The 18,952-nt window shown below is 72.4% G+C and carries 23 protein-coding genes; 19 read left to right on the top strand and 4 right to left on the bottom strand.

Going from position 1 to position 18,952, the window contains the following annotated elements; translation table 11 throughout:
* Window positions 1-64 precede the first annotated feature (64 nt).
* Entirely contained in the window at window positions 65-1,327 is a 1,263-nt protein-coding gene (locus OG594_RS03340; protein WP_266594973.1) for a S1C family serine protease, read from the bottom strand.
* Window positions 1,328-1,468: 141 nt separating this feature from the next.
* On the opposite strand from OG594_RS03340, the gene OG594_RS03345 reads away from it, so the two are divergent.
* On the top strand, window positions 1,469-2,521 hold the full coding sequence (locus OG594_RS03345; RefSeq protein WP_266594974.1) for a MerR family transcriptional regulator: 1,053 nt from the start codon (window positions 1,469-1,471) through the stop codon (window positions 2,519-2,521).
* A 7-nt stretch (window positions 2,522-2,528) separates the two neighbouring features.
* Here OG594_RS03345 and OG594_RS03350 read toward each other — a convergent pair whose 3' ends face one another.
* Together OG594_RS03350 and OG594_RS03355 are read right to left on the bottom strand one after the other, a co-directional pair.
* Window positions 2,529-3,551, bottom strand: coding sequence for a LacI family DNA-binding transcriptional regulator (locus OG594_RS03350; RefSeq protein WP_266594975.1), 1,023 nt, complete (start codon window positions 3,549-3,551; stop codon window positions 2,529-2,531).
* 78 nt (window positions 3,552-3,629) lie between these two features.
* The gene (locus tag OG594_RS03355; RefSeq protein WP_266594976.1) at window positions 3,630-4,427 is read right to left on the bottom strand and encodes a response regulator transcription factor; all 798 of its coding nucleotides are present in this window, start codon (window positions 4,425-4,427) and stop codon (window positions 3,630-3,632) included.
* Window positions 4,428-4,888: 461 nt separating this feature from the next.
* On the opposite strand from OG594_RS03355, the gene OG594_RS03360 reads away from it, so the two are divergent.
* The 13 genes from OG594_RS03360 to OG594_RS03415 all read left to right on the top strand — a co-directional run bounded on the left by OG594_RS03360 (window position 4,889) and on the right by OG594_RS03415 (window position 14,842).
* On the top strand, window positions 4,889-5,143 hold the full coding sequence (locus OG594_RS03360) for a MoaD/ThiS family protein (protein WP_266594977.1): 255 nt from the start codon (window positions 4,889-4,891) through the stop codon (window positions 5,141-5,143).
* Window positions 5,144-5,153: 10 nt separating this feature from the next.
* Window positions 5,154-6,785: a hypothetical protein gene (locus OG594_RS03365; RefSeq protein ID WP_266594978.1), complete on the top strand. Its 1,632-nt coding sequence runs from the start codon at window positions 5,154-5,156 to the stop codon at window positions 6,783-6,785.
* 63 nt (window positions 6,786-6,848) lie between these two features.
* Entirely contained in the window at window positions 6,849-7,574 is a 726-nt protein-coding gene (locus tag OG594_RS03370) for a DUF2993 domain-containing protein (RefSeq protein ID WP_266594979.1), read from the top strand.
* A 161-nt stretch (window positions 7,575-7,735) separates the two neighbouring features.
* A complete protein-coding gene (locus OG594_RS47345; RefSeq protein ID WP_350206375.1) occupies window positions 7,736-7,819 on the top strand; it encodes a putative leader peptide in 84 nt (27 codons plus the stop codon).
* 176 nt (window positions 7,820-7,995) lie between these two features.
* Window positions 7,996-8,841, top strand: coding sequence for a sulfurtransferase (locus OG594_RS03375; protein WP_266594980.1), 846 nt, complete (start codon window positions 7,996-7,998; stop codon window positions 8,839-8,841).
* 64 nt (window positions 8,842-8,905) lie between these two features.
* Window positions 8,906-9,196: a DUF1416 domain-containing protein gene (locus OG594_RS03380; protein WP_266594981.1), complete on the top strand. Its 291-nt coding sequence runs from the start codon at window positions 8,906-8,908 to the stop codon at window positions 9,194-9,196.
* A 135-nt stretch (window positions 9,197-9,331) separates the two neighbouring features.
* Window positions 9,332-9,595 carry a DUF3099 domain-containing protein gene (locus tag OG594_RS03385; protein WP_030011782.1) on the top strand — a complete coding sequence of 88 codons (264 nt, stop codon included), beginning with the start codon at window positions 9,332-9,334 and terminating at the stop codon, window positions 9,593-9,595.
* Window positions 9,596-9,792: 197 nt separating this feature from the next.
* Window positions 9,793-10,494, top strand: coding sequence for a hypothetical protein (locus OG594_RS03390; protein ID WP_266594982.1), 702 nt, complete (start codon window positions 9,793-9,795; stop codon window positions 10,492-10,494).
* Window positions 10,491-11,351 (top strand): hypothetical protein, encoded by an 861-nt coding sequence (locus tag OG594_RS03395; RefSeq protein WP_266594983.1) that lies wholly within the window; start codon window positions 10,491-10,493, stop codon window positions 11,349-11,351. Before OG594_RS03390 ends, OG594_RS03395 begins: the two co-directional genes overlap by 4 nt.
* Window positions 11,348-12,382 carry a hypothetical protein gene (locus OG594_RS03400; protein WP_266594984.1) on the top strand — a complete coding sequence of 345 codons (1,035 nt, stop codon included), beginning with the start codon at window positions 11,348-11,350 and terminating at the stop codon, window positions 12,380-12,382. Before OG594_RS03395 ends, OG594_RS03400 begins: the two co-directional genes overlap by 4 nt.
* A gap of 302 nt (window positions 12,383-12,684) precedes the next feature.
* Window positions 12,685-13,257, top strand: a complete 573-nt coding sequence (locus OG594_RS03405; protein WP_030011198.1) for an FABP family protein — start codon at window positions 12,685-12,687, stop codon at window positions 13,255-13,257.
* A 133-nt stretch (window positions 13,258-13,390) separates the two neighbouring features.
* Window positions 13,391-13,846: a Fur family transcriptional regulator gene (locus OG594_RS03410; protein ID WP_266594985.1), complete on the top strand. Its 456-nt coding sequence runs from the start codon at window positions 13,391-13,393 to the stop codon at window positions 13,844-13,846.
* 21 nt (window positions 13,847-13,867) lie between these two features.
* Window positions 13,868-14,842 (top strand): folate-binding protein YgfZ, encoded by a 975-nt coding sequence (locus OG594_RS03415; protein ID WP_266594986.1) that lies wholly within the window; start codon window positions 13,868-13,870, stop codon window positions 14,840-14,842.
* A gap of 45 nt (window positions 14,843-14,887) precedes the next feature.
* Here the strand turns inward: OG594_RS03415 and dtd are convergent, their stop codons facing one another.
* Complete coding sequence (gene dtd / locus OG594_RS03420) at window positions 14,888-15,313, bottom strand: D-aminoacyl-tRNA deacylase (RefSeq protein ID WP_266594987.1); 426 nt, start codon at window positions 15,311-15,313, stop codon at window positions 14,888-14,890.
* Window positions 15,314-15,448: 135 nt separating this feature from the next.
* Between dtd and OG594_RS03425 the strand changes: the two genes are divergently transcribed.
* The 5 genes from OG594_RS03425 (at window position 15,449) to OG594_RS03445 (ending at window position 18,951) form a co-directional block, all read left to right on the top strand.
* Window positions 15,449-16,024, top strand: coding sequence for an AmfC protein (locus OG594_RS03425; RefSeq protein ID WP_266594988.1), 576 nt, complete (start codon window positions 15,449-15,451; stop codon window positions 16,022-16,024).
* A 46-nt stretch (window positions 16,025-16,070) separates the two neighbouring features.
* Window positions 16,071-17,315, top strand: a complete 1,245-nt coding sequence (locus OG594_RS03430) for a GNAT family N-acetyltransferase (RefSeq protein ID WP_266594990.1) — start codon at window positions 16,071-16,073, stop codon at window positions 17,313-17,315.
* A 78-nt stretch (window positions 17,316-17,393) separates the two neighbouring features.
* The gene (locus OG594_RS03435; RefSeq protein WP_266602564.1) at window positions 17,394-18,164 is read left to right on the top strand and encodes a putative protein N(5)-glutamine methyltransferase; all 771 of its coding nucleotides are present in this window, start codon (window positions 17,394-17,396) and stop codon (window positions 18,162-18,164) included.
* Between the two features lie 32 nt (window positions 18,165-18,196).
* Window positions 18,197-18,508 carry a hypothetical protein gene (locus OG594_RS03440; protein WP_266594992.1) on the top strand — a complete coding sequence of 104 codons (312 nt, stop codon included), beginning with the start codon at window positions 18,197-18,199 and terminating at the stop codon, window positions 18,506-18,508.
* A 2-nt stretch (window positions 18,509-18,510) separates the two neighbouring features.
* Window positions 18,511-18,951, top strand: a complete 441-nt coding sequence (locus tag OG594_RS03445; RefSeq protein ID WP_266594994.1) for a hypothetical protein — start codon at window positions 18,511-18,513, stop codon at window positions 18,949-18,951.
* Window position 18,952: the final 1 nt, after the last annotated feature.

Consider the following 18,952-nt stretch of genomic DNA (forward strand, 5'->3'; position numbering starts at 1 on the left):
CCAGGGGTGGTGGTCGGCCGTGGAGTGCGGCCCGGAGGGCCGCCTCCAGCCTCGCACGGGCGGGTCAGAAGCTGGTGCCGAAGCCGTCCGCGGCGGAGCCGGCGCCGGAGCCGGTGCCCGTACCGGCGGAGCCCGCGCCGCCGGGGCCGCCCTTGCGCAGGGAGTCCAGGTCGGCCTTGATCGTGTCGACCGGGATGGCGAAGCCGAGGCCGACGCTGCCGGCGGCGGAGTTGCCGGAGGCGGGGGAGTAGATCGCCGACGGCATGCCCACGATCCGGCCGTTCATGTCGACGAGGGCGCCGCCGGAGTTGCCGGGGTTGAGGGAGGCGTCCGTCTGGAGCGCCTTGTACGAGGTGGTGTCGGAGCCGGTGTCCCCGTTGAACTGGCGGCCGCCGAAGGAGAACGGCCAGCTGTCCTCGCCCTGCTGCCGGCCCTGCGGGGACTGCTGCTCCGACTTCGGCACCTTCACCTCGCGGTTCAGCGCGGAGACGATGCCACTGGTGACGGTGCCGGTGAGGCCGTCGGGCGAGCCGATGGCGACGACCTCGTCACCGACCTTGACGCCGCCGGAGTCGCCGAGCACGGCAGGCTTCAGCCCGGAGGCGCCCTCGAGCTTGATCAGGGCCAGGTCCTTGTCGGGGTCGGTGCCCACGATCTTGGCCGGGTACTTCTTGCCGTCGCTCATCGTCACCTGGACCTGGGCGGCGCCGCTCACCACGTGGTTGTTGGTGACGATCTCGCCGTCGGCGGTGAGGACGATGCCAGAGCCGGTGCCCTGGCCGGAACCGGTGCGGACGTCGATGCGGACGACCGAGGGGCTGACCTGCTCGGCGACTCCCGCGACGGTGCCGGAGCTGGACCGCGAGACGTTGGTGCCGTTGACCCCGCCGGTGCTGCCGGCCTGCCGGTCCATCAGCTGCTGGACGGCGGCCGCCGTGCCGCCGCCGACCAGGGCCGCGGCGAGCGCGACGGCGGCCAGCAGGGCGACGGGCCGCTTGGCCCGGGGTGCGGGGGCCGCGGCGTGGGCGGGCTGGTGGGGGCCGCCGCCCCCACCCCCGCCGACGCCGCCCGCGGCCGCCGGGACCGTCTCGCCCTGGATGACCGGCGGCAGGTGCGCCTCGTACCAGCCGGGAGCGGCCGGCGGGTACGAGGGCGGCGGCGGGTAGGCCCCGGCTCCTGCCCCCGTCCCGGCCCCTGCCCCGGCCCCTGCCCCGGCCTCCCGTGTCAGCCCGTCGTGCCCGCGCTGCCAGTCCTCGCCGAACGGCGCGTGCTGGGCCGGGCTGTTCTCCTGCGGGTACTCGCCTTCGCGGCGGAAGCTGTCGGTCATGGCACCGACTCTGGCCGCAGATCATGAGAGCTTCCTGAGTCAGGCCTGAAAAGCCCGACAGAACCGCCTACGACCGACCTGAGAACCGGCCTTGACCCTTGACCTGGTGGAGGTCCCAGAGTCACGGGTGTGGAGAGCGAGATGCACAGCATTGGCGAGATGGGCCGCGACAGCGGGCTGGGCGTGAGCGCGCTGCGCTTCTACGACCGGGCGGGCGTCCTGCCGCCCGCCCGGGTGGATCCGGCGACCGGATACCGCTGGTACGCGCCCGAACAGCTCGACGAGGCCCGGCTGCTGGCCCGGCTCCGGCAGGCGGGGATGCCGCTCGCGGACGTCCGGCTGGTCCTGGCGGCCTGGTCCGGCGGGGACACCGGCCTGGTGCCCCGCCTGCTGGACGGCCACCTGCGCCGGCTCGAACGCGAGCTCGCCGATGCGCGCGGCGCGCTCGCCGCGGTACGCGCACGACTCGGACACAAGGAGAGCACCATGACCACCACCACCCGCACCGCCCGGCTGACCATGCCCGCCACGGAGTTCGCGGCCGCGCTGGACTCCGTACGCTTCGCCGTCGGGACCGACCTCGAGCTGCTGGTGCTCGGCGGGATCCACTTCGACGTGGAGGGGGCGGACCTGCACGTCGTGGCCACCGACCGCTACCGGATGGCCGTGGCCCGCGCGTCCACCACCGGCCACGCCGGCGAGCGGGTCCAACTGACCGTACCCGCCCCTCTCGTGGACGCCATGCGGGCCCTGCTGACCGACGGCTCCCCGGCCCTGCTCACCGTGGACGGGGACGCGGTCGAGCTGGAGACGCAAGGCCGCCGGGTCACCGGGCAGGGCCTGGGCGAGGGGTTCCCCGACCACCGTCGCCTGATGCAGCTACCCGAGGGCCGCCGCGTCCCGCTGGACGTGCCGGCGCTGCGCAAGGCCCTGGCCGGGCAGGACGGTCAGCGGTGCGCCCTCGTGCTGACGGACACCGTGACCGTCGCCGACGACGCCGAAGACGCCTACGAGACCGGCTCGGCCTCCGACGGGGACCGGGTGGGGGTCAACCCCGCCTTCCTCCTCGACGCGCTCGCCGTGGGCGACGACATGCTGCTGGAGTACGTCGGCCCCAAGGCCCCGCTGGTGCTCCTGCGCCCCGACACCGAGGACGCCTTCTCCCTGCTGATGCCGTGCACGCTGGACGCGTGACCCGCGCTCAGCGGCAGCCGCAGGAGCGGCGGACCACCAGCGCCGACGGGAACTGCTTGAGCCGTTCCCGTCGGGAGCCGGCCACGCGCAGGCCGTCGTCCAGGACCAGGTCCACGGCCGCGCGGGCCATCGCCGGGCGGTCCGAGGCGATCGTGGTCAGCGGCGGGTCGGTGAGGGCGGCTTCCTTGACGTCGTCGAAGCCCGCGACGGCCAGTTCCCCGGGCACGTCGATGCGCAGCTCGCGCGCGGCGCGCAGCACACCGATCGCCTGGTCGTCCGTCGCGCAGAAGATGGCCGTCGGCCGGTCGGGCCGCGCCAGGACCTCCAGGGCGACCGTGTACGCGTCGTAGCGGTTGTACGGGGCCTCGATGAGCCGGCCCTCGACGGAGCGGCCGGCCTCCAGCATGGCCCGGCGCCAGCCCTCGACGTGGTCGGCGACCGGGTCGCCGACCGAGGGGGTGTTCTCGATGCCGCCGATGCAGGCGACGTACTCGTGCCCGTGTTCCAGCAGGTGGCGGGTGGCGAGCTGGGCGCCGCCGATGTCGTCCGTGACGACGGCGACGTCGTCGATCGCCTCCGGGCGCTCGTGCAGCAGCACGACCCGCGCGTCCCACGCCTCGATCTCGCTGGCCGCCTGCTCGCTCATGCCCTGGCTGACCAGGATCAGGCCCGAGACCCGCATCCCGAGGAAGGCCCGCAGGTAGTGGACCTCGCGCTCGGTGCGGTAGTCGGAGTTGCCGACCAGGACCATCTTTCCTCGCTCGGCGGCGGCCTGTTCGACCGCGTGCGCCATCTCCGCGAAGAACGGCTGCCGGGCGTCCGGGACGATCATGCCTATGAGGTCGGTGCGCCGCGAGGCCATCGCTTGGGCGACCCGGTCCGGGCGGTAGCCCAGCTCCTTGATCGCGGCGAGGACACGCTCGCGCGTGGCCGGGGCGACCGGCCGGGGTCCGTTGTTGATGACGTAGCTCACGACGGCGGTCGACGTACCCGCAAGTCGTGCAACGTCATCCCGCGTCACCTTGGCCACGCGCGGCAGTCTACGCGGGGTGACCTACCGCTGGGCAGGGCGTCCTGCCGAGTGGATGGTCACAGCGACTTCGGCCGATCAGGTGACGGCCGGAGTCGACTGCGCGGCAGTCTGCGAGGCCGTCTTGGCGGCCGTCTGGGCGGCCGTCTGGGACGCGGCCTTGGCCGCCGCCTGGGCCGCGGCTTCCGCCGCCGCCCGCTCGACCTTCTCCGGCGTGACGAAGCGGTAGCCGACGTTGCGGACCGTGCCGATCAGGGACTCGTGCTCGGGACCGAGCTTGGCGCGCAGCCGCCGTACGTGCACGTCGACGGTCCGGGTGCCGCCGAAGTAGTCGTAGCCCCAGACCTCCTGGAGCAGCTGGGCGCGCGTGAAGACCCGGCCCGGGTGCTGGGCGAGGTACTTGAGCAGCTCGAACTCCTTGAAGGTGAGGTCGAGCACCCGCCCCTTGAGCTTGGCGGAGTACGTGGCCTCGTCCACCGACAGGTCGCCGTTGCGGATCTCCATCGGGGAGTCGTCCGAGCCCAGCTGCTGACGGCCGGTGGCCAGCCGCAGCCGCGCCTCGACCTCGGCCGGACCCGCGGTGTCCAGGAGGACGTCGTCGATGCCCCAGTCGGCGGTGACGGCCGCGAGGCCGCCCTCGGTGACGACCAGGATCAGCGGACAGCCGGGTCCGGTGGAGCGGAGCAGCTGGCACAGCGACCGCACCTGCGGCAGGTCGCGGCGGCCGTCCACGAGGATGACGTCGGCTCCCGGGGTGTCCACCAGGGCGGGGCCCTCGGCCGGGGCGACCCGGACGTTGTGCAGCAGCAGGCCGAGGGCGGGCAGCACCTCGGTGGACGGCTGCAGGGCGTTGGTGAGCAGCAGGAGAGAGCTCACGACCGACCACCTGCCCGGGTCGGACGGTGGTGCACGGTTCGCTGGTCCATCACGTCGGTTCCTCCTCGGTCCCGTCGAGGACATGCGTGGTACTGCTTCGTACGTCTTGCCCGGCGTCCCCGCGCTCCCCGCGCCCTGGGGTCCGCATGGATACCACTGTTCTCGGTTCGTTCAACGTGCTGAAAGCACAAAAGGACCCGGGGGCAACGTTGCCCGGATCCTCTCGCCAAGCAGAATAGCCCACCCGTCGATGCGTGGCCGAGGCCTCTTCCGCTTCCACTTCTGTGGTTCATGCCACGCCCCCGCCCTGCGTATGCCCGGGTTTCACCGGTTCGGGGGCCCGCCGACCGGTGCCCCGGGGCCGCCCGGGCGCACGCCCGGCGCGTCGGGGCACGCCCGGGGCAGTGGTGGGAGGGGCCATCATGGAGGCCGACGGTAGAGAGCCGACGATAGGAGCAGCAGTGGCAACCGGAACCATCCGCTACTGGGCGGCGGCCAAGGCCGCGGCCAAGACGGCGGAGGAGCCGTACGCGGCGCGCACACTGGCCGAGGCGCTCGACGCCGTGCGGGAGCGCCACCCCGGGGAGCTGACCCGGGTCCTGCTGCGCTGCTCCTTCCTCGTGAACGACGAGCCTGTGGGCAAGCGCCCGCATGATTCCGTCCCGCTGACCGAAGGGGGCACCGTCGAGGTGCTCCCGCCGTTCGCGGGCGGGTGAGCGGAAGCCGATGAGTACGCCTGAGGAACAGCAGCGCCAGCAGTACGCGCAGCAGCAGCACCAGCACCAGCAGCACCAGCAGCAGGAGGAGGACCTGTACGGGACCCAGACCTGGCAGTCCGACACCTGGGACACCAGCTACCAGCCGGTGCACCCGCCGCTGGGCGCGGTGCCCGGGCAGCCGGTGGCTCCGGAGGGTTGGTTCCGCGACGAGGCCGCGGCGGCCCCGGCCGCCCCGGGCCCCTGGCCGGACGGCTCCGGAGCCGTCGGCGGCTACGCCCCGGCCCCGGCCCCGGAGCCGTACCCGCAGCCGGTGGCTCCGGAGGGTTGGTACCGGGACGGGGCCCAGGCCCCGGCGCCCGCCGCGGCTCCGGTGCAGGACTGGCCGCAGGGCGCCCAGGCGGCCTACCTGCCGTCCTACCCGGGCCCCGAGCACGACCCGCGGCACCAGGCTCAGGCCCAGGCCCAGCAGTCCCCGCAGCCGGTGGCTCCGGAGGGTTGGTACCGGGAGGGGGCCCAGGCTCCCGCGCCCGCTGCGGCTCCGGTGCAGGACTGGCCGCAGGGCGCCGAGACGGCCTACCTGCCGCCGTACCCGGGCCCCGAGCACGACCCGCGGCACCAGGCTCAGGCCCAGTCCCAGCAGTCCCAGCCCCAGCAGTCCCCGCAGCACCGGCAGTCCCCGCCGGTCGAGGAGACGGCGTACATGCCGCCGGTGGTCGACGTGTCCGCCGCCGAGCAGCCGGCCCGGGGGTACCGCCCGGCGGTAGCCGGGGGAATGCCGCCCGGGGCGGCGCCCACCCCGGCCGAGGACCCCGCCGGGGCCCCCGACGGGCCGCGGGAGATCACCTCATGGTCCCCGCCCACCCTCGCCGGCAACACCCTGCGCGCGGTCGACCCCGCTCAGGCGCGCGCCGAGGGCCGGTCGCCGATCATCGACCCCGGTCCGCAGTCCGCCATACTCACCGCCGTCCTCGGGCTGCTGCTCGCCGCGGCCGCCGCCCTCGGCCAGTACGCCCTGCTCCTGCCGCTGATCGCCTTGCAGGGGCTCACGGCGGCCGGCTGGTTCCGCCTCAACGGCATGTGGCCCGCCCGCCAGGGCATCGCCCTCGCCTTCGCCGGAGCCGTCGTCGCCGATGCGGCCGTGCTCGCCGTCGACCCCCTGTACGGGGCCGGCGCGATCGTCGGGACCCTCGGCGCCTGGGTGCTGCTCACGCTCGTCCTCCAGCTGCGCAGCCACGCCGACCCCGACGAGCGGATGTACGGGCTGATGGCCTCGGTGGCCTCGGCCGCCCTCGCCATCATCTGCGCCGGCTATCTCGCGGCCGATTCCGCCGCCGCCACGGTCGGCGCGGTCGCCGTCGCGGTCGCCGTCTTCGCCCGTGCGCTGCCGCTGCCCACCGCTCCCTCGGTCGGCGTCTCGCTGGCCGCGGCCGCCGGCGCCGGCATCGCGGTCGGCGGGCTGACCCCGGTCGGTGCGGGCGGGGCGCTGATCGGCCTCGCCGCCGGGGTGTGCGCGCTGGTCGGGCTGCGCGTGGCGGCGTACGACTACCCGTCGAAGTTCGTGCACATGACGGCCGGTGTGGCCCTGCCGCTCGCGGCGGCCGCCCCCGCCGTGTACCTGATCGGCCGGGTGGTGGGCTGATCCCTGCCTGACGACGGGCATGGTCAACTAGAACGCACGTACCGATTAGTAGGGGGAGGGAACGTGCGTTTCCTGCGCGTCGTTGTGATCATCGGAGTGGTTCTGGGGGCCCTGTTCGTGGGGGTGGACCGCTGGGCCGCGAGTTACGTCGAGAACCGGCTGGCCGACCGAATACAGGCGCGGCAGGGCCCGGCCGGTTCCTCGGAGGTGGAGATCCACGGCTTCCCCTTCCTGACCCAGGTGCTCAGCCGCGACCTCGACCGGGTCGACCTGAAGCTGCGGGGCGTGGAGGTCACCGCCGAGGACCGCAAGACGCGGCTGTCGGAGCTGGACGCGAGCTTCCGGGGCGTGAAGCTCAACGGTGACTACAGCGGCGGCACCGCCGACCGGGCCGAGGGCACCGCCCTCATCACGTACGCCGATCTGACGGCGGCCTCGCAGAGAGGCGCGACCCTCTCCTACGGCGGGGCGCCCGGCAAGGTGAAGGTCACCGCGTCGGTGAACGTCCTCGGCAAGGTCCTGACGCACAGCGTGGTGGCGACCGTCACCCTCGAGGACGCGCCGGGCGGGAAGGGCGGAAAGGGCGGCAAGATCGTCCGGGTGCGCGCCGACGAGGTGCCCGGCGGGGGCGTCGCGGTGGTCGAGAAGGCGATCCGCAAGGAGACCGACTTCGACCGCGATCTCGGCAGCGGCATGCCGGCCGGACTCCAGCTCTCGTCCCTGACCTCGGACGAGGCCGGTGTGCACCTCACGCTGGGCGGCACGAACGTGGTGGTGGCCGGATCGTGAGACAGTGCGGTCCGATCCGTAGAAGGACGGGCCGCGCGGCGGGTCCCGGGGGCGGTGCGGCGGCCGCACCGGGCCCTCGGATCCCAATATTCGGACGATCCTGTCTCGGTATATGACACGCCGGTGACAGGGCGGCTGATTCGTCCCTACGATCCATGGCTATGAAGCATCAGCAGGCGGACCTCACGAAGCGACGGGCAGTAGACCTGTGTCGCGTCGCCGCCATGCTCTGTCGATCCATGTGAACTGTGAGCGCATCCGCTCCATCGACCGGACGACGGCCCCACGGCCCTTCCCGCGTGACCGCACCAGCCTCCTGATCACCTGACGCCTCCCCGCTCAGGACCTCGAGCGCACCCGCAGGCACGTAGTACGCGTTACCAGCACAGCCCCGCCGCACACTGCCCCGGAGGAGAACACCATGAGCCGCAGCGACGTCCTCGTAGACGCCGACTGGGTCGAGGCCCACCTGAACGACGCCCATGTCGTCATCGTCGAGGTGGACGAGGACACGTCCGCGTACGACAAGAACCACATCACCAACGCCGTCCGGATCGACTGGAAGAGCGACCTCCAGGACCCGGTCCGCCGCGACTTCGTGGACCAGGAGGGCTTCGAGAAGCTCCTCTCCGCCAAGGGCATCTCCAACGACGACACCGTCGTCCTCTACGGCGGCAACAACAACTGGTTCGCGTCCTACGCCTACTGGTACTTCAAGCTCTACGGCCACCAGGACGTCAAGCTCCTCGACGGCGGCCGCAAGAAGTGGGAGCTCGACTCCCGCGACCTGGTCGACGGCAAGGACGTCCCGAACCGCCCGGCCACCCAGTACAAGGCCAAGCCCCAGGACACCTCCATCCGCGCCTTCCGCGACGACGTCGTGGCCGCGATCGGCTCCCTGAACCTGGTCGACGTCCGTTCGCCCGACGAGTTCTCCGGCAAGCTGCTCGCCCCGGCGCACCTGCCGCAGGAGCAGTCGCAGCGCCCCGGTCACGTGCCGAGCGCCCGCAACATCCCGTGGTCGAAGAACGCCAACGACGACGGCACCTTCAAGTCGGACGACGAGCTGACCGCCCTCTACCAGGCGGAGCAGGTCGATCTGGCGAAGGACACCATCGCCTACTGCCGCATCGGTGAGCGCTCCGCGCTCACGTGGTTCGTGCTGCACGAGCTCCTGGGCCAGGAGAACGTCAAGAACTACGACGGTTCGTGGACCGAGTACGGCTCGCTCGTCGGCGTGCCGATCGAGCTCGGCGCCAACAAGTAACCAGACGGACGACCGGGCACGCGACGCCCTCGTAGTACGACCTCTCTAGGACAGGACAGAGAACATGTGTGGAGCACAGATCGGCGGGCCCGACCTCGCGACGCTGAAGCCCGGTGAGACCGCCATCCAGGGCCAGATCACCAAGGACGGCGAGCCGGTGTCCGGCTACGTCCGCCTGCTGGACTCGACCGGCGAGTTCACCGCGGAGGTCCCGACCTCGGCGACCGGCCAGTTCCGCTTCTACGCCGCCACCGGCTCCTGGACGCTGCGGGCGCTCATCCCGGGTGCCCAGGCGGACCGTGCCGTGGTCGTCGCCGAGGCCGGCGGCGTGACGGATGTGGCGATCGCGGTCTGAGCACCGCACCTGTGATCGCCTGATCGAACGGCCGAAGGGCCGCACCCCCGGGGGTTGGACGCCACTGGAACGGGGTGCGGCCCTTCGTGCCGTCCGCGCCCTTGCGGGCGGGGGCGCCGGATCTACGCTGGAGGCATGTACGCCCGGCGCCGGCGCGCCTACTTCCTGCTCATGGGCGGATGCCTGGTCCTCTTCGTCTCCGCCTGGACCTTCGTGCGCCTGCTGTCGGTGGAGGCGGCGGTGGCCATGTGCGTGGTCGCGATGGTCATCCCGCCGGTCGCCGCGATGATCGCCAATCGGCGCGGCCCGGACGACCGCTGGTGGGACGATCCCTCGGGCGATCCGAAGTCCGACGAGTGGTGGGACGAACTGGATGGAAAGCGGCGTCACGAGGACTGAAACCTCACGAGACGAGAATGTGATCTTCCCTCGTACAACTGCTCCCTCGCGGTGCGGGTCAAGGGGTACGCGCGGGTAACCAACTCGTGCCTGCAGTCCTGTGGGGGACCCCTTTGGAACACGAACAGACCATCCCGGAGCCACAGAAAGAGGGGGAGAGCGCACCGGAGTCGGACACTTCGGTCCCGCGCCGCCGGGTGAGGCGCACGGCTTTCCTGATCGCGGGCGCGGCAGCGCTCGGCGTCCTCGCCGGGACGATCACCGGCTACGCGGTCCAGTACCACCGCGAGCCCACCCCGCTACCGCCGCTGGCCCAGCAGAAGGTGGCCGCACCGCAGCCGCAGGCGATGAGCGACGCCACGACCAAGCGCTCGATCAACGCCAACCGCTGGCACAAGGCGGACGAGGAGCTGGCCAAGAAGCTGGTGGAGGTGCCCGGAGGCACGCAGGACAGTTTCTCCGGTCCGGTATCCCCGGACGCGTTCTCCGCGGACTACTTCGTCGAGCCCGCCGGCGGCCTGGGCGGGCTCGGCCGGAAGATCAAGCGCATCGCCACCGCGCGGTGGAACGAGGGCGACAGGGACTTCGTCGAGATCCACCTGCTCCAGTTCCGTGACCGCAACGGAGCCGAGGACTTCTATGCGGGCGTCCTGGAGTACATGCCCGAGGGGAAGCACGCGGGCAACTCGGGCAAGGAGTTTCCCGTCGCCCCGGCGGACTACGGCCACATGTGGATCTCCGAGAAGCGGCAGAAGCCCGGCTACCACCCGATGCGCCTGAGCCGTGTCCTGGTCCGCCACGGCGACATCGTGATGAGCGTCGAGTGGACGAACAACCGCGGAGACGTCGACGAGAAGGCACTGGTCGAGCTGGCCAAGCGACAGATGGAGCGGCTGTGAGCGAGCAGCGGAACGTGACCGACCCCGAGGCCGCTGCCGAAGCCGAGGTGCCGGTCGTCGTCCGGCCCGAGCAGGAGCAGCCCGCCACCGCCGGGGCCGTGCGCAAGGGGAACCGCAAGGTGGCCGTGCTGGTGGCGGCGGCCGTGGGTGTCGTCGCCCTCGCGGGCTCCGGCCTCTGGGCCGCGAAGGCGCTCGACGACGCCGATCGCACTTCTCCGACGCGGTACTGGTTGAGCGAGGACCACACGACGGGGGGCACGCAGCCCCCGGTGCCGTCCGTGCCGTCCGTGCCGCCCAACGAACTGACGGGCAAGCTGCTGCCGTTGCCCAAGCACTACTGGCCCGGCCCCGACATCGACGCCGAGGGCAACGACTACTACGTCCCGGCCGAGAAGGCGCTGCAGAGTTTCAAGGACGCCCGTACGGGTCTCTCCGGCGGCGAGCGCGCCGAGCGGGACAAGATGCTGGCGGACCTGAGGCTCAAGGGCTTGGCGGGCCGCAGCTACGCCAGGGGCGAGGGGTACGGCTCCGCCATCGCCGAGATCCAGCTCGTCCAGGCCGATCCGCAGCAGATCGCCAAGTTCGGTGAGTTCGCCAAGAAGCTGATCGAACTCACCGCGGCGGGCGGCGAGGCGCCCCAGATCGACGGTCACGCCCAGGCCAAGTGCGGGCTGGACCAGCTCAGCGGTGGGGAGGGCGACAAGAAGAAGATCGACGCCCTCGACTGCGTGGCCGTGGAGGGGGACGTACTGGTCACCTTCCGGATGTACGGGTCCAAGGGGTTCGCGGTGAAGGACGCCGCGGGCCTGTTCAAGCAGCAACTCGACCACCTCAAGTCCCCCGGAGAGTCCGCGTGAGCGAGCAGACCACCACCGGCACCGAGGGGGAGGCCGTGCCGCCCGTGCCCGCCGCCGAGCCCTCGCCCGCGCCGCAGGCCCCCGCGGCCACCGAGGCCGTGACCGTGCCCGAGGCCGAGCCCACCCCCTCGGTCACCCCCACGGTCACGCCCGCGCCCGCGCCCGCGGCTGCTCCCGCGGCAGAGGCCGCCCCCGTACCCGAGGCCAGCCCCTGGGCCGCCCCGCCCGCCCCGCCCAAGGACCGGCGGGGGCTGTTCGCCGCCCTGCGCTGGACCGCCGCCGTCGCCGTCTTCGCCGCCGTCGGCACGGGGGTCGCGTACGGGATCACGGTGCCCGAGCGCACCGACATCCCCGGCCTGTCCACCGAGGACGACGGCCGCTGGACGTTCCCGGAGCTGTCCCAGCCCGCGCTGCCCGCCGGCGCCCCGGTGCCCCAGGGCCCGGACAACAAGGACGGGACGCACTACGCGAGGCTCAACGGCCTGCTGCTGCCCGCCCCCGTGGGCGCCAAGGTCGACGACACGGTCAAGGCGGACAAGGACGGGGTGGTGTCGGTCGACGCCTTCCTGGAGGAGTACACGTCCGAGGCCCGCGAAAAGCTGAAGCAGTCCCTCGAATGGGACGGGCTGCGGCAGATCACCGGCCGGGGCTGGACGACGGCGGACGGCACGCGGACGCACGTGTACCTGCTGCGCTTCCACTCCTCGGGCTTCGTGGACGCGTTCAAGGGCTGCGACAGCAACGCGCAGCTGAACGGCGTCTCGGCCCTGGACCTGGACGACGTGTGGAGCAAGGCCAAGAACAGCCAGATGAACAGCACCACGCTGGACTTTCCGGGAGCGGCCAACTTCGACGGCAACGAACTCAGCGTGTACCAGGAAGTGAAGCCCGTCCTCGGGGACGAGCAGACCAAGGTCGGGTGCCTTCGGACGGGTGATGTCCTGGGCATGGTCATCCAGACCCGCAAGGGCGAGGTGGCCCCCGTCCCCTTCCACCAGTCGGTGATCCTGCAGAGCCAGCTGCTGGGCTGACCGCCGGGCCGGTCCCGGGCCGTCCGGGGCCGGTCCAGGGCCGGACCGGGGCTACGGGCCACCTCACACGGTGCGCCCGGCCCCGGGACAGTAGGCTTGGGAACCGGCCCGTACCCCCCGAACGAATTCCGAGGAGCACCCCGTGCTTGAGGCAGTCTTCACCTCCCTGCTGGTCCTGGTCTGCGTCGGCGTCATGGCCTTCACCGGCCTGGCCGTCAAGAAGCTGTACCAGGGTCAGCGCTGAGCATCCGCCCAGCAGACCGCCCCGGAACCCCTCCGACAGATCGCCTGAGCAGCCATTCATGATCCAGATCCCGTCCGACCTGAACCCGGGCCTCGTCCCCCTCGCCTTCCTCCTCGGCAACTGGGAGGGTGCGGGAGTCTTCGACTTCCCCGGTGAGGAGAAGTGCAACTTCGGCCAGGAGGTCGTCTTCAGCCACGACGGCCGGGACTTCCTGGAGTACACCTCCCACACCTGGGTCCTCGACGCCGAGGGCAAGAAGGTGCGCCCGCTGGAGTCCGAGTCGGGCTACTGGCGCATCGACAAGGACCGCAAGGTCGAGATCGTCATGGTCCGCGACCAGGGCGTCGTCGAGGTCTGGTACGGCGAGCTCGCCGACCAGAAGCCCCAGATCGACCTGGTCACCGACGCGGTCGCCCGCACCGCGGCCTCCGGCCCGTACAGCGGCGGCAAGCGGCTCTACGGCTACGTGAAGAGCGACCTCATGTGGGTCGGCGAGAAGGCCACCCCGGACGTCGAGCTGCGCCCGTACATGTCGGCCCAGCTGAAGAAGGTCGTCACGCCCGAGGAGGTCGCCGAGATGGCGCGCAACCTCCCGGACATGCCGGACGACGGCATCGCCTTCTTCCGCTGAGCCCACCGGCTGTACGCAGGGCTGGCTGTACGCAGGGCTGTACGCAGGGCTGCACACAGCGCCGTACGCAAGGCCGTGCGAAAGGGGGCCGCGGGATCGCCCGCGGTCCCCTTCGCACGCATACACTGGCCGGGTGGGGAGCAGCGTGGACACCGAAAGCTCTGACTGGAAGAGCGACCTGCGGCAGCGCGGATACCGGCTGACACCGCAGCGCCAGCTCGTGCTCGAAGCGGTCGACGCCCTGGAGCACGCCACCCCGGACGAGATCCTCGTCGAGGTGCGCAAGACCGCCTCCGGGGTCAACATCTCCACCGTCTACCGCACCCTGGAGCTCCTGGAGGAGCTCAAGCTGGTCTCGCACGCCCACCTCGGGCACGGGGCCCCCACCTACCACCTCGCCGACCGGCACCACCACATCCACCTGGTCTGCCGTGACTGCGCCGAGGTCATCGAGGCGGACGTGGACATCGCCGCCGAATTCACGGCGAAGCTCCGTAGCACCTTCGGCTTCGAGACCGACATGAAGCACTTCGCGATCTTCGGTCTGTGCCGCAAGTGCGCTGCCAAGCAGCGTGCCGCTCAGTCGTAGCAGGGTCGTACGCTTGGTCCCATGACCAGCAGCCCCTTGCTCCATCTCCCCGGCGCCGTACCGGCCGAAGGCCGTGACGAGGGCGTCGCCGCCCACTACGGCGAGCTGTACGGCGAACAGCGCGCCCTCGCGGAGGGGCGCGGCTTCGTCGACCTCTCGCACCGCGGAGTCGTCACCGTCAGCGGGCCGGAGCGCCTGAGCTGGCTGCACCTGCTGCTCACCCAGCACCTGACGGAGCTGCCGGCCGGGCAGGCCACCGAGGCGCTGATCCTCTCCGCCAACGGGCACATCGAGCACGCGCTCTACCTCGTCGACGACGGCGAGACCACGTGGGCGCACGTGGAGCCGGGTACCCAGGGCGAGCTGATCGCCTACCTGGAGTCCATGAAGTTCTTCTACCGCGTCGAAGTCGCCGACCGCACCGAGGAGTTCGCGGTCGTGCACCTCCCGGCCGGCTCCATCACCGAGGTCACCCCGGACAAGGAACACATCGTCCGGGAGACCGCGTACGGCCGGGACGTCTTCCTGCCCCGCGGCGAGCTGGAGTCGTTCGCCGCCGCGCACGGCCCGGCCGCGGGCCTGCTCGCGTACGAGGCCCTGCGCGTCGAGGCGCACCGGCCGCGGCTCGGCCAGGAGACCGACCACCGCACCATCCCGCACGAGCTGGGCTGGATCGGTACCGCCGTGCACCTGCAGAAGGGCTGCTACCGCGGCCAGGAGACGGTCGCCCGCGTCCACAACCTGGGGAAGCCCCCGCGCCGCCTGGTCTTCCTGCACCTGGACGGCTCGGAGGTGCTGCTCCCGGCGCACGGCACGCCGGTGCGGCTCGCCTCGGACGGGGAGGAGGGCCGTCAGCTGGGCTTCGTGACCACAGCCGTCCGCCACCACGAGCTGGGTCCGATCGCGCTCGCGCTGGTCAAGCGGAACGTGCCGGTCGACGCGCCGCTGCTGGCCGGGAAGACGGCTGCCGCGCAGGAGGTCGTGGTAGCCCCCTGACCGTTGCGGGCAGGCGTCTCAGGCGTCTCAGGCGTCTCAGATGCCTCAGATGTCGATGACGATGGTGAACGGGCCGTGATTGGTCAGCGAGACCCGCATGTCCGCGCCGAACAGGCCCGTCTCCACCGTCGCACCCAGCGCGCGCAACTGCGCCACGACCTCGTCGACCAGCGGCTCGGCCACCGGGCCGGGGGCCGCCGCGTTCCAGGTGGGGCGGCGGCCCTTGCGGGCGTCGCCGTAGAGCGTGAACTGGGAGATCACCAGCAGCGGTGCGCCGTTGTCGCTACAGGACTTCTCGCCCTCCAGGATCCGTACGGACCACAGTTTGCGGGCCAGCAGCTCCGCCTTCTCCGGGGTGTCGTCGTGGGTCACCCCCACCAGCACGCACAGCCCCTCGCCGACGATCTCGCCCACGGTCTCGCCGCCCACGACGACGCTCGCGCCGTCCACCCTCTGCACCACTGCTCGCATACCACCTGTGTACCAGGCTTGCACCCGTCCGGGGTCGATCGGGTGGAGTGGGACTGCGTGGGGGCTACGGGGAGTGGCACGATGCAAGCAGGCGGTGCGGGTGGCCGCACCGGTCGAGGGGACGGACCCGTTCGAATGAATACATCTGGTACCTCCGTACCTGCATCACCCGCTTCCGTCGCAGCTGCCGCGGTACGACCGCCCGCGCAGCGCACGGCCGAGACGCAGGGGCCGCCGAGCGCGACCACCGCGCTCGGGCTGCCGGAACTGCGCGCGCTGCGCCGTGACGCGCAGCGCGACGAGGCCGATCTGAGCTACGTGCGCAGACTGCTCCAGGGTCGCATCGACATCCTGCGGGCGGAGCTTGCCCGGCGGACGGACCCCGAGACGCCGGTGGTGGACCGGCTCTCGGTGATCCTCGCCGATGCTCCCTCCAGCCGCAGCGCCTCCGCCCGGCACGTCACGCTCGGCACCCCGCACAGCGAGGAGTACCGGCTGCTGGCCGCGGAGATGCTGGCCGACGTGGAGCTCTCTGACCTGGGCGCCCGCACGGACGGCGAACTGCACGACGGGTTGGGGCGGCTGGTGCGCTACGAGCAGCAGGTCTCGCGGCGCCGCCAGCAGCTCCAGCGCACCGTGGACGACTGCAGTGCGGAGATCACCCGGCGGTACCGGGAGGGAGAGGCCCAGGTGGACGACCTGCTGGCGTAGGAAATTCGGGCGACCGCCGGCGGCCGGGAGATTAGCGTGGGCGGCTATGAGTCTTGACGTCCGGCCGATCGCCGAATCCGAACTCCCCGACTGGGTGCGCGCCGTGCACACCGGTTTCCTGACCAGACACCGGGTGACCGAGGCTGACATAGCCCAGCGCGCCAAGTACTGCGACTTCTCCCGGATGCAGGGGGCGTTCGACCCCGATAACGGTCGCTGCGTGGCGGCCCTGCGGTCCTTCCCGCAGGAGCTGACCGTGCCCGGCGGGGCGGCCGTCCGGGCCACCGCCATTTCCAACGTGAGCGTGCTGCCCACCCACCGCCGCCAGGGCCTGCTGACCCGGATGATGGCCGCCGAGTTCGCCGCGGCCGAGGCGCGCGGCGACGCGCTCGCGACGCTGATCGCCGCCGAGTACCCGATCTACGGGCGGTACGGGTTCGGGCCCGCCGCCTCCCTCGTGGAGTGGGAGATCGACGTCGCGCGCACCGGGCTCGACCGGCGGCTGTCGGCGCCCGTGGACGGCGGGCGGATCGATCTGGTGGACGTCGAGGAGCTGCGGCGGGTGGGGCCCGAGCTGCACGAGCGGCTACGGGCGCAGACGCCCGGGGCGGTGAACCGGGACGAGCGCTGGTGGAGCCTGGCGACCGGCCTGGAGCAGTGGTCGTACCACCCCTACGAGGACAAGTTCTACGCCGTGTACCGGACGGCGGAGGGGGAGGTGGCCGGCCTCGCCGTCTACAGCGCCGACGATCACTGGACGGACGCGAAGGTTCCGCAGAGCACCGTGCAGGTCAAGGACCTGCTGGCGGTCACCCCGCAGGCGGAGCGGGCGCTGTGGCAGTTCCTGTGCTCGATCGACTGGGTGCTGAAGGTCCGCACCGGCTACCGGGCCCCCGACGACCTCGCTCCCCAGATGTTGCCCGACCCGCGCTCGGCCCGGGTCGTCTCCGCCGTGGACTTCATGTGGGTGCGGGTGCTGGACGTCGTACGGGCGCTGGGCGCGCGGACGTACGAGGTGCCCGGGGTGCTCGTCCTGGAGGTCACGGACGAGACGGGGCCGGCGGCCGGCCGCTACCGGCTGGACGCGGGCACCGGCGCGTGCGAGCGGACCGAGGAGGCGGCGGACCTGCGGCTGGACGTGGCCGCGCTGGGCTCCTTGTACCTGGGGGACGCGTCCGCGGTGCGGCTGGCCGCGCTGGGGCAGGTCACGGAGGAGCGGCTGGGGGCGGCCGCGCTGGCGGACGCGGTGTTCCGTACCGCGCGCCGCCCGTGGTGCCCGGACATCTTCTGACCGCCCCGGACGACTGCGCTCCCCTTGTCGAAGACCGAGTACCGAGCATCGAGTACCGAGTACCGAGCACCGAGGACACTGAACCCTGTGACATCACTTGTGGAATCCCTGCGCGCGGCGGGCTGCGTCTTCGCGGAGGAGGAGGCGGAGCTCCTGACCGGGGCCGCCGCCGACGCGGACCACCTGACGGAGCTGCTGGCCCGTCGGGTGGGCGGTGAACCGTTGGAACACGTCGTCGGCTGGGCGGAGTTCTGCGGGCTGCGCATGGAGGTCGGCGCGGGGGCCTTCGTACCGCGCCGGCGCACCGAGTTCCTGGTGCGGGAGGCGCTGGCGCTGGCCCGGCCCGGCGCGGTGGTGCTGGACCTGTGCTGCGGGGTCGGCGCCCTGGGCGCGGCGGTGGCCGCGGGGCTGCCGGGCGGCACGGAGCTGCACGCGGCGGACATCGACCCGGCGGCGCTGGTGTACGCGCGGCGCAACGTGGCCCCGTACGGGGGCCGGGTGTGGGAGGGAGACCTGTACGCGGCGCTCCCGTCCGCGCTGCGCGGCCGGGTGGACGTGCTGGTGGTCAACGCCCCGTACGTGCCGACGGAGGAGATCGTCCTCATGCCGTCGGAGGCACGGGACCACGAGCCGCTGGTCTCCCTGGACGGCGGGGCCGATGGCCTGGACATCCACCGCCGGGTGGCGGCGGGGGCCCTGCCCTGGCTCGCCCCGGGCGGTCACCTGCTGATCGAGACGAGTGCCCGTCAGTCCCCGTCGACGGCCTCGGCCCTGACGTCGGCGGGCCTCGCGGTCCGGGCGGTGAGCTCGGAGGAGCTGTACGCGACGGTGGTCATCGGCACGGCCTGACACGGCCCGTCGGGCCTTCGTAGGGTGGGGGCGTGACGGGGAGCGAGAGGCCTGCGGCGTCGACCGGGGACGCCGAGCGGGGGTTCGGCGGCGGCCGCCGCCCCGCGCCCCTGGTGGAGCGGGCGGGGACACCGGCGGCCGCGTTCCTGCGGCCGGAGCCGGAGCCGGAGCTCCGGCTCGCCCGCCACGCCGCCGCGGGCGACTCCTTCGCCCGGGGCCTGATCGCCCGGTTCCTGGCGGGCGCCTGCGGGGAGGCCGAGTACTTCGACCCCGCCGCCGGTGCCGCGTCCGACCCGGACTCCCGGGTACGGGCCGCAGTGGCGGCGCTCGGCCCGGAGGGCTAGGGGTGTTCGAGGTGGTGCCGTCCACGGGTCTGGCCCTGCCGCACCGGGCCGGCGTCTTGCGGTTCGGTCTGTCCGAGCGGGAGGCCCGGTGGGCCGTCGCGACCTTGGCGGACGTGCGGGAGACCTGGGTCTGCGGGACGGGCTGGGCCTTCACCGCCCGCTACCAAGGCCTGGAGCTGCTCGTCTACGGCGACTGCCCGGACCGCCTCGGCAGGACCGACCACGACCGGCCGGGCCTGGCAGCCGTCCACCTCGGCCGGTGCGGGCCGGGACCGACCGGGCCGTCGGTCGTTGCGGTGGTCCTCCATGACGTCGACCTGTTCGGGTATCCGGCCGCCGAGGTGCTGGAGGCGCTCGGACCGGGCCCGCACCCCGGGGTGAGCCTGCCGCGGGCCGGATCTCCGACCGGCTACCTGACGGAGGTGCGGCTCTCGACCCCGTAGG

The sequence above is a fragment of the Streptomyces sp. NBC_01214 genome (assembly GCF_026340975.1).
Lineage (GTDB): Bacteria > Actinomycetota > Actinomycetes > Streptomycetales > Streptomycetaceae > Streptomyces.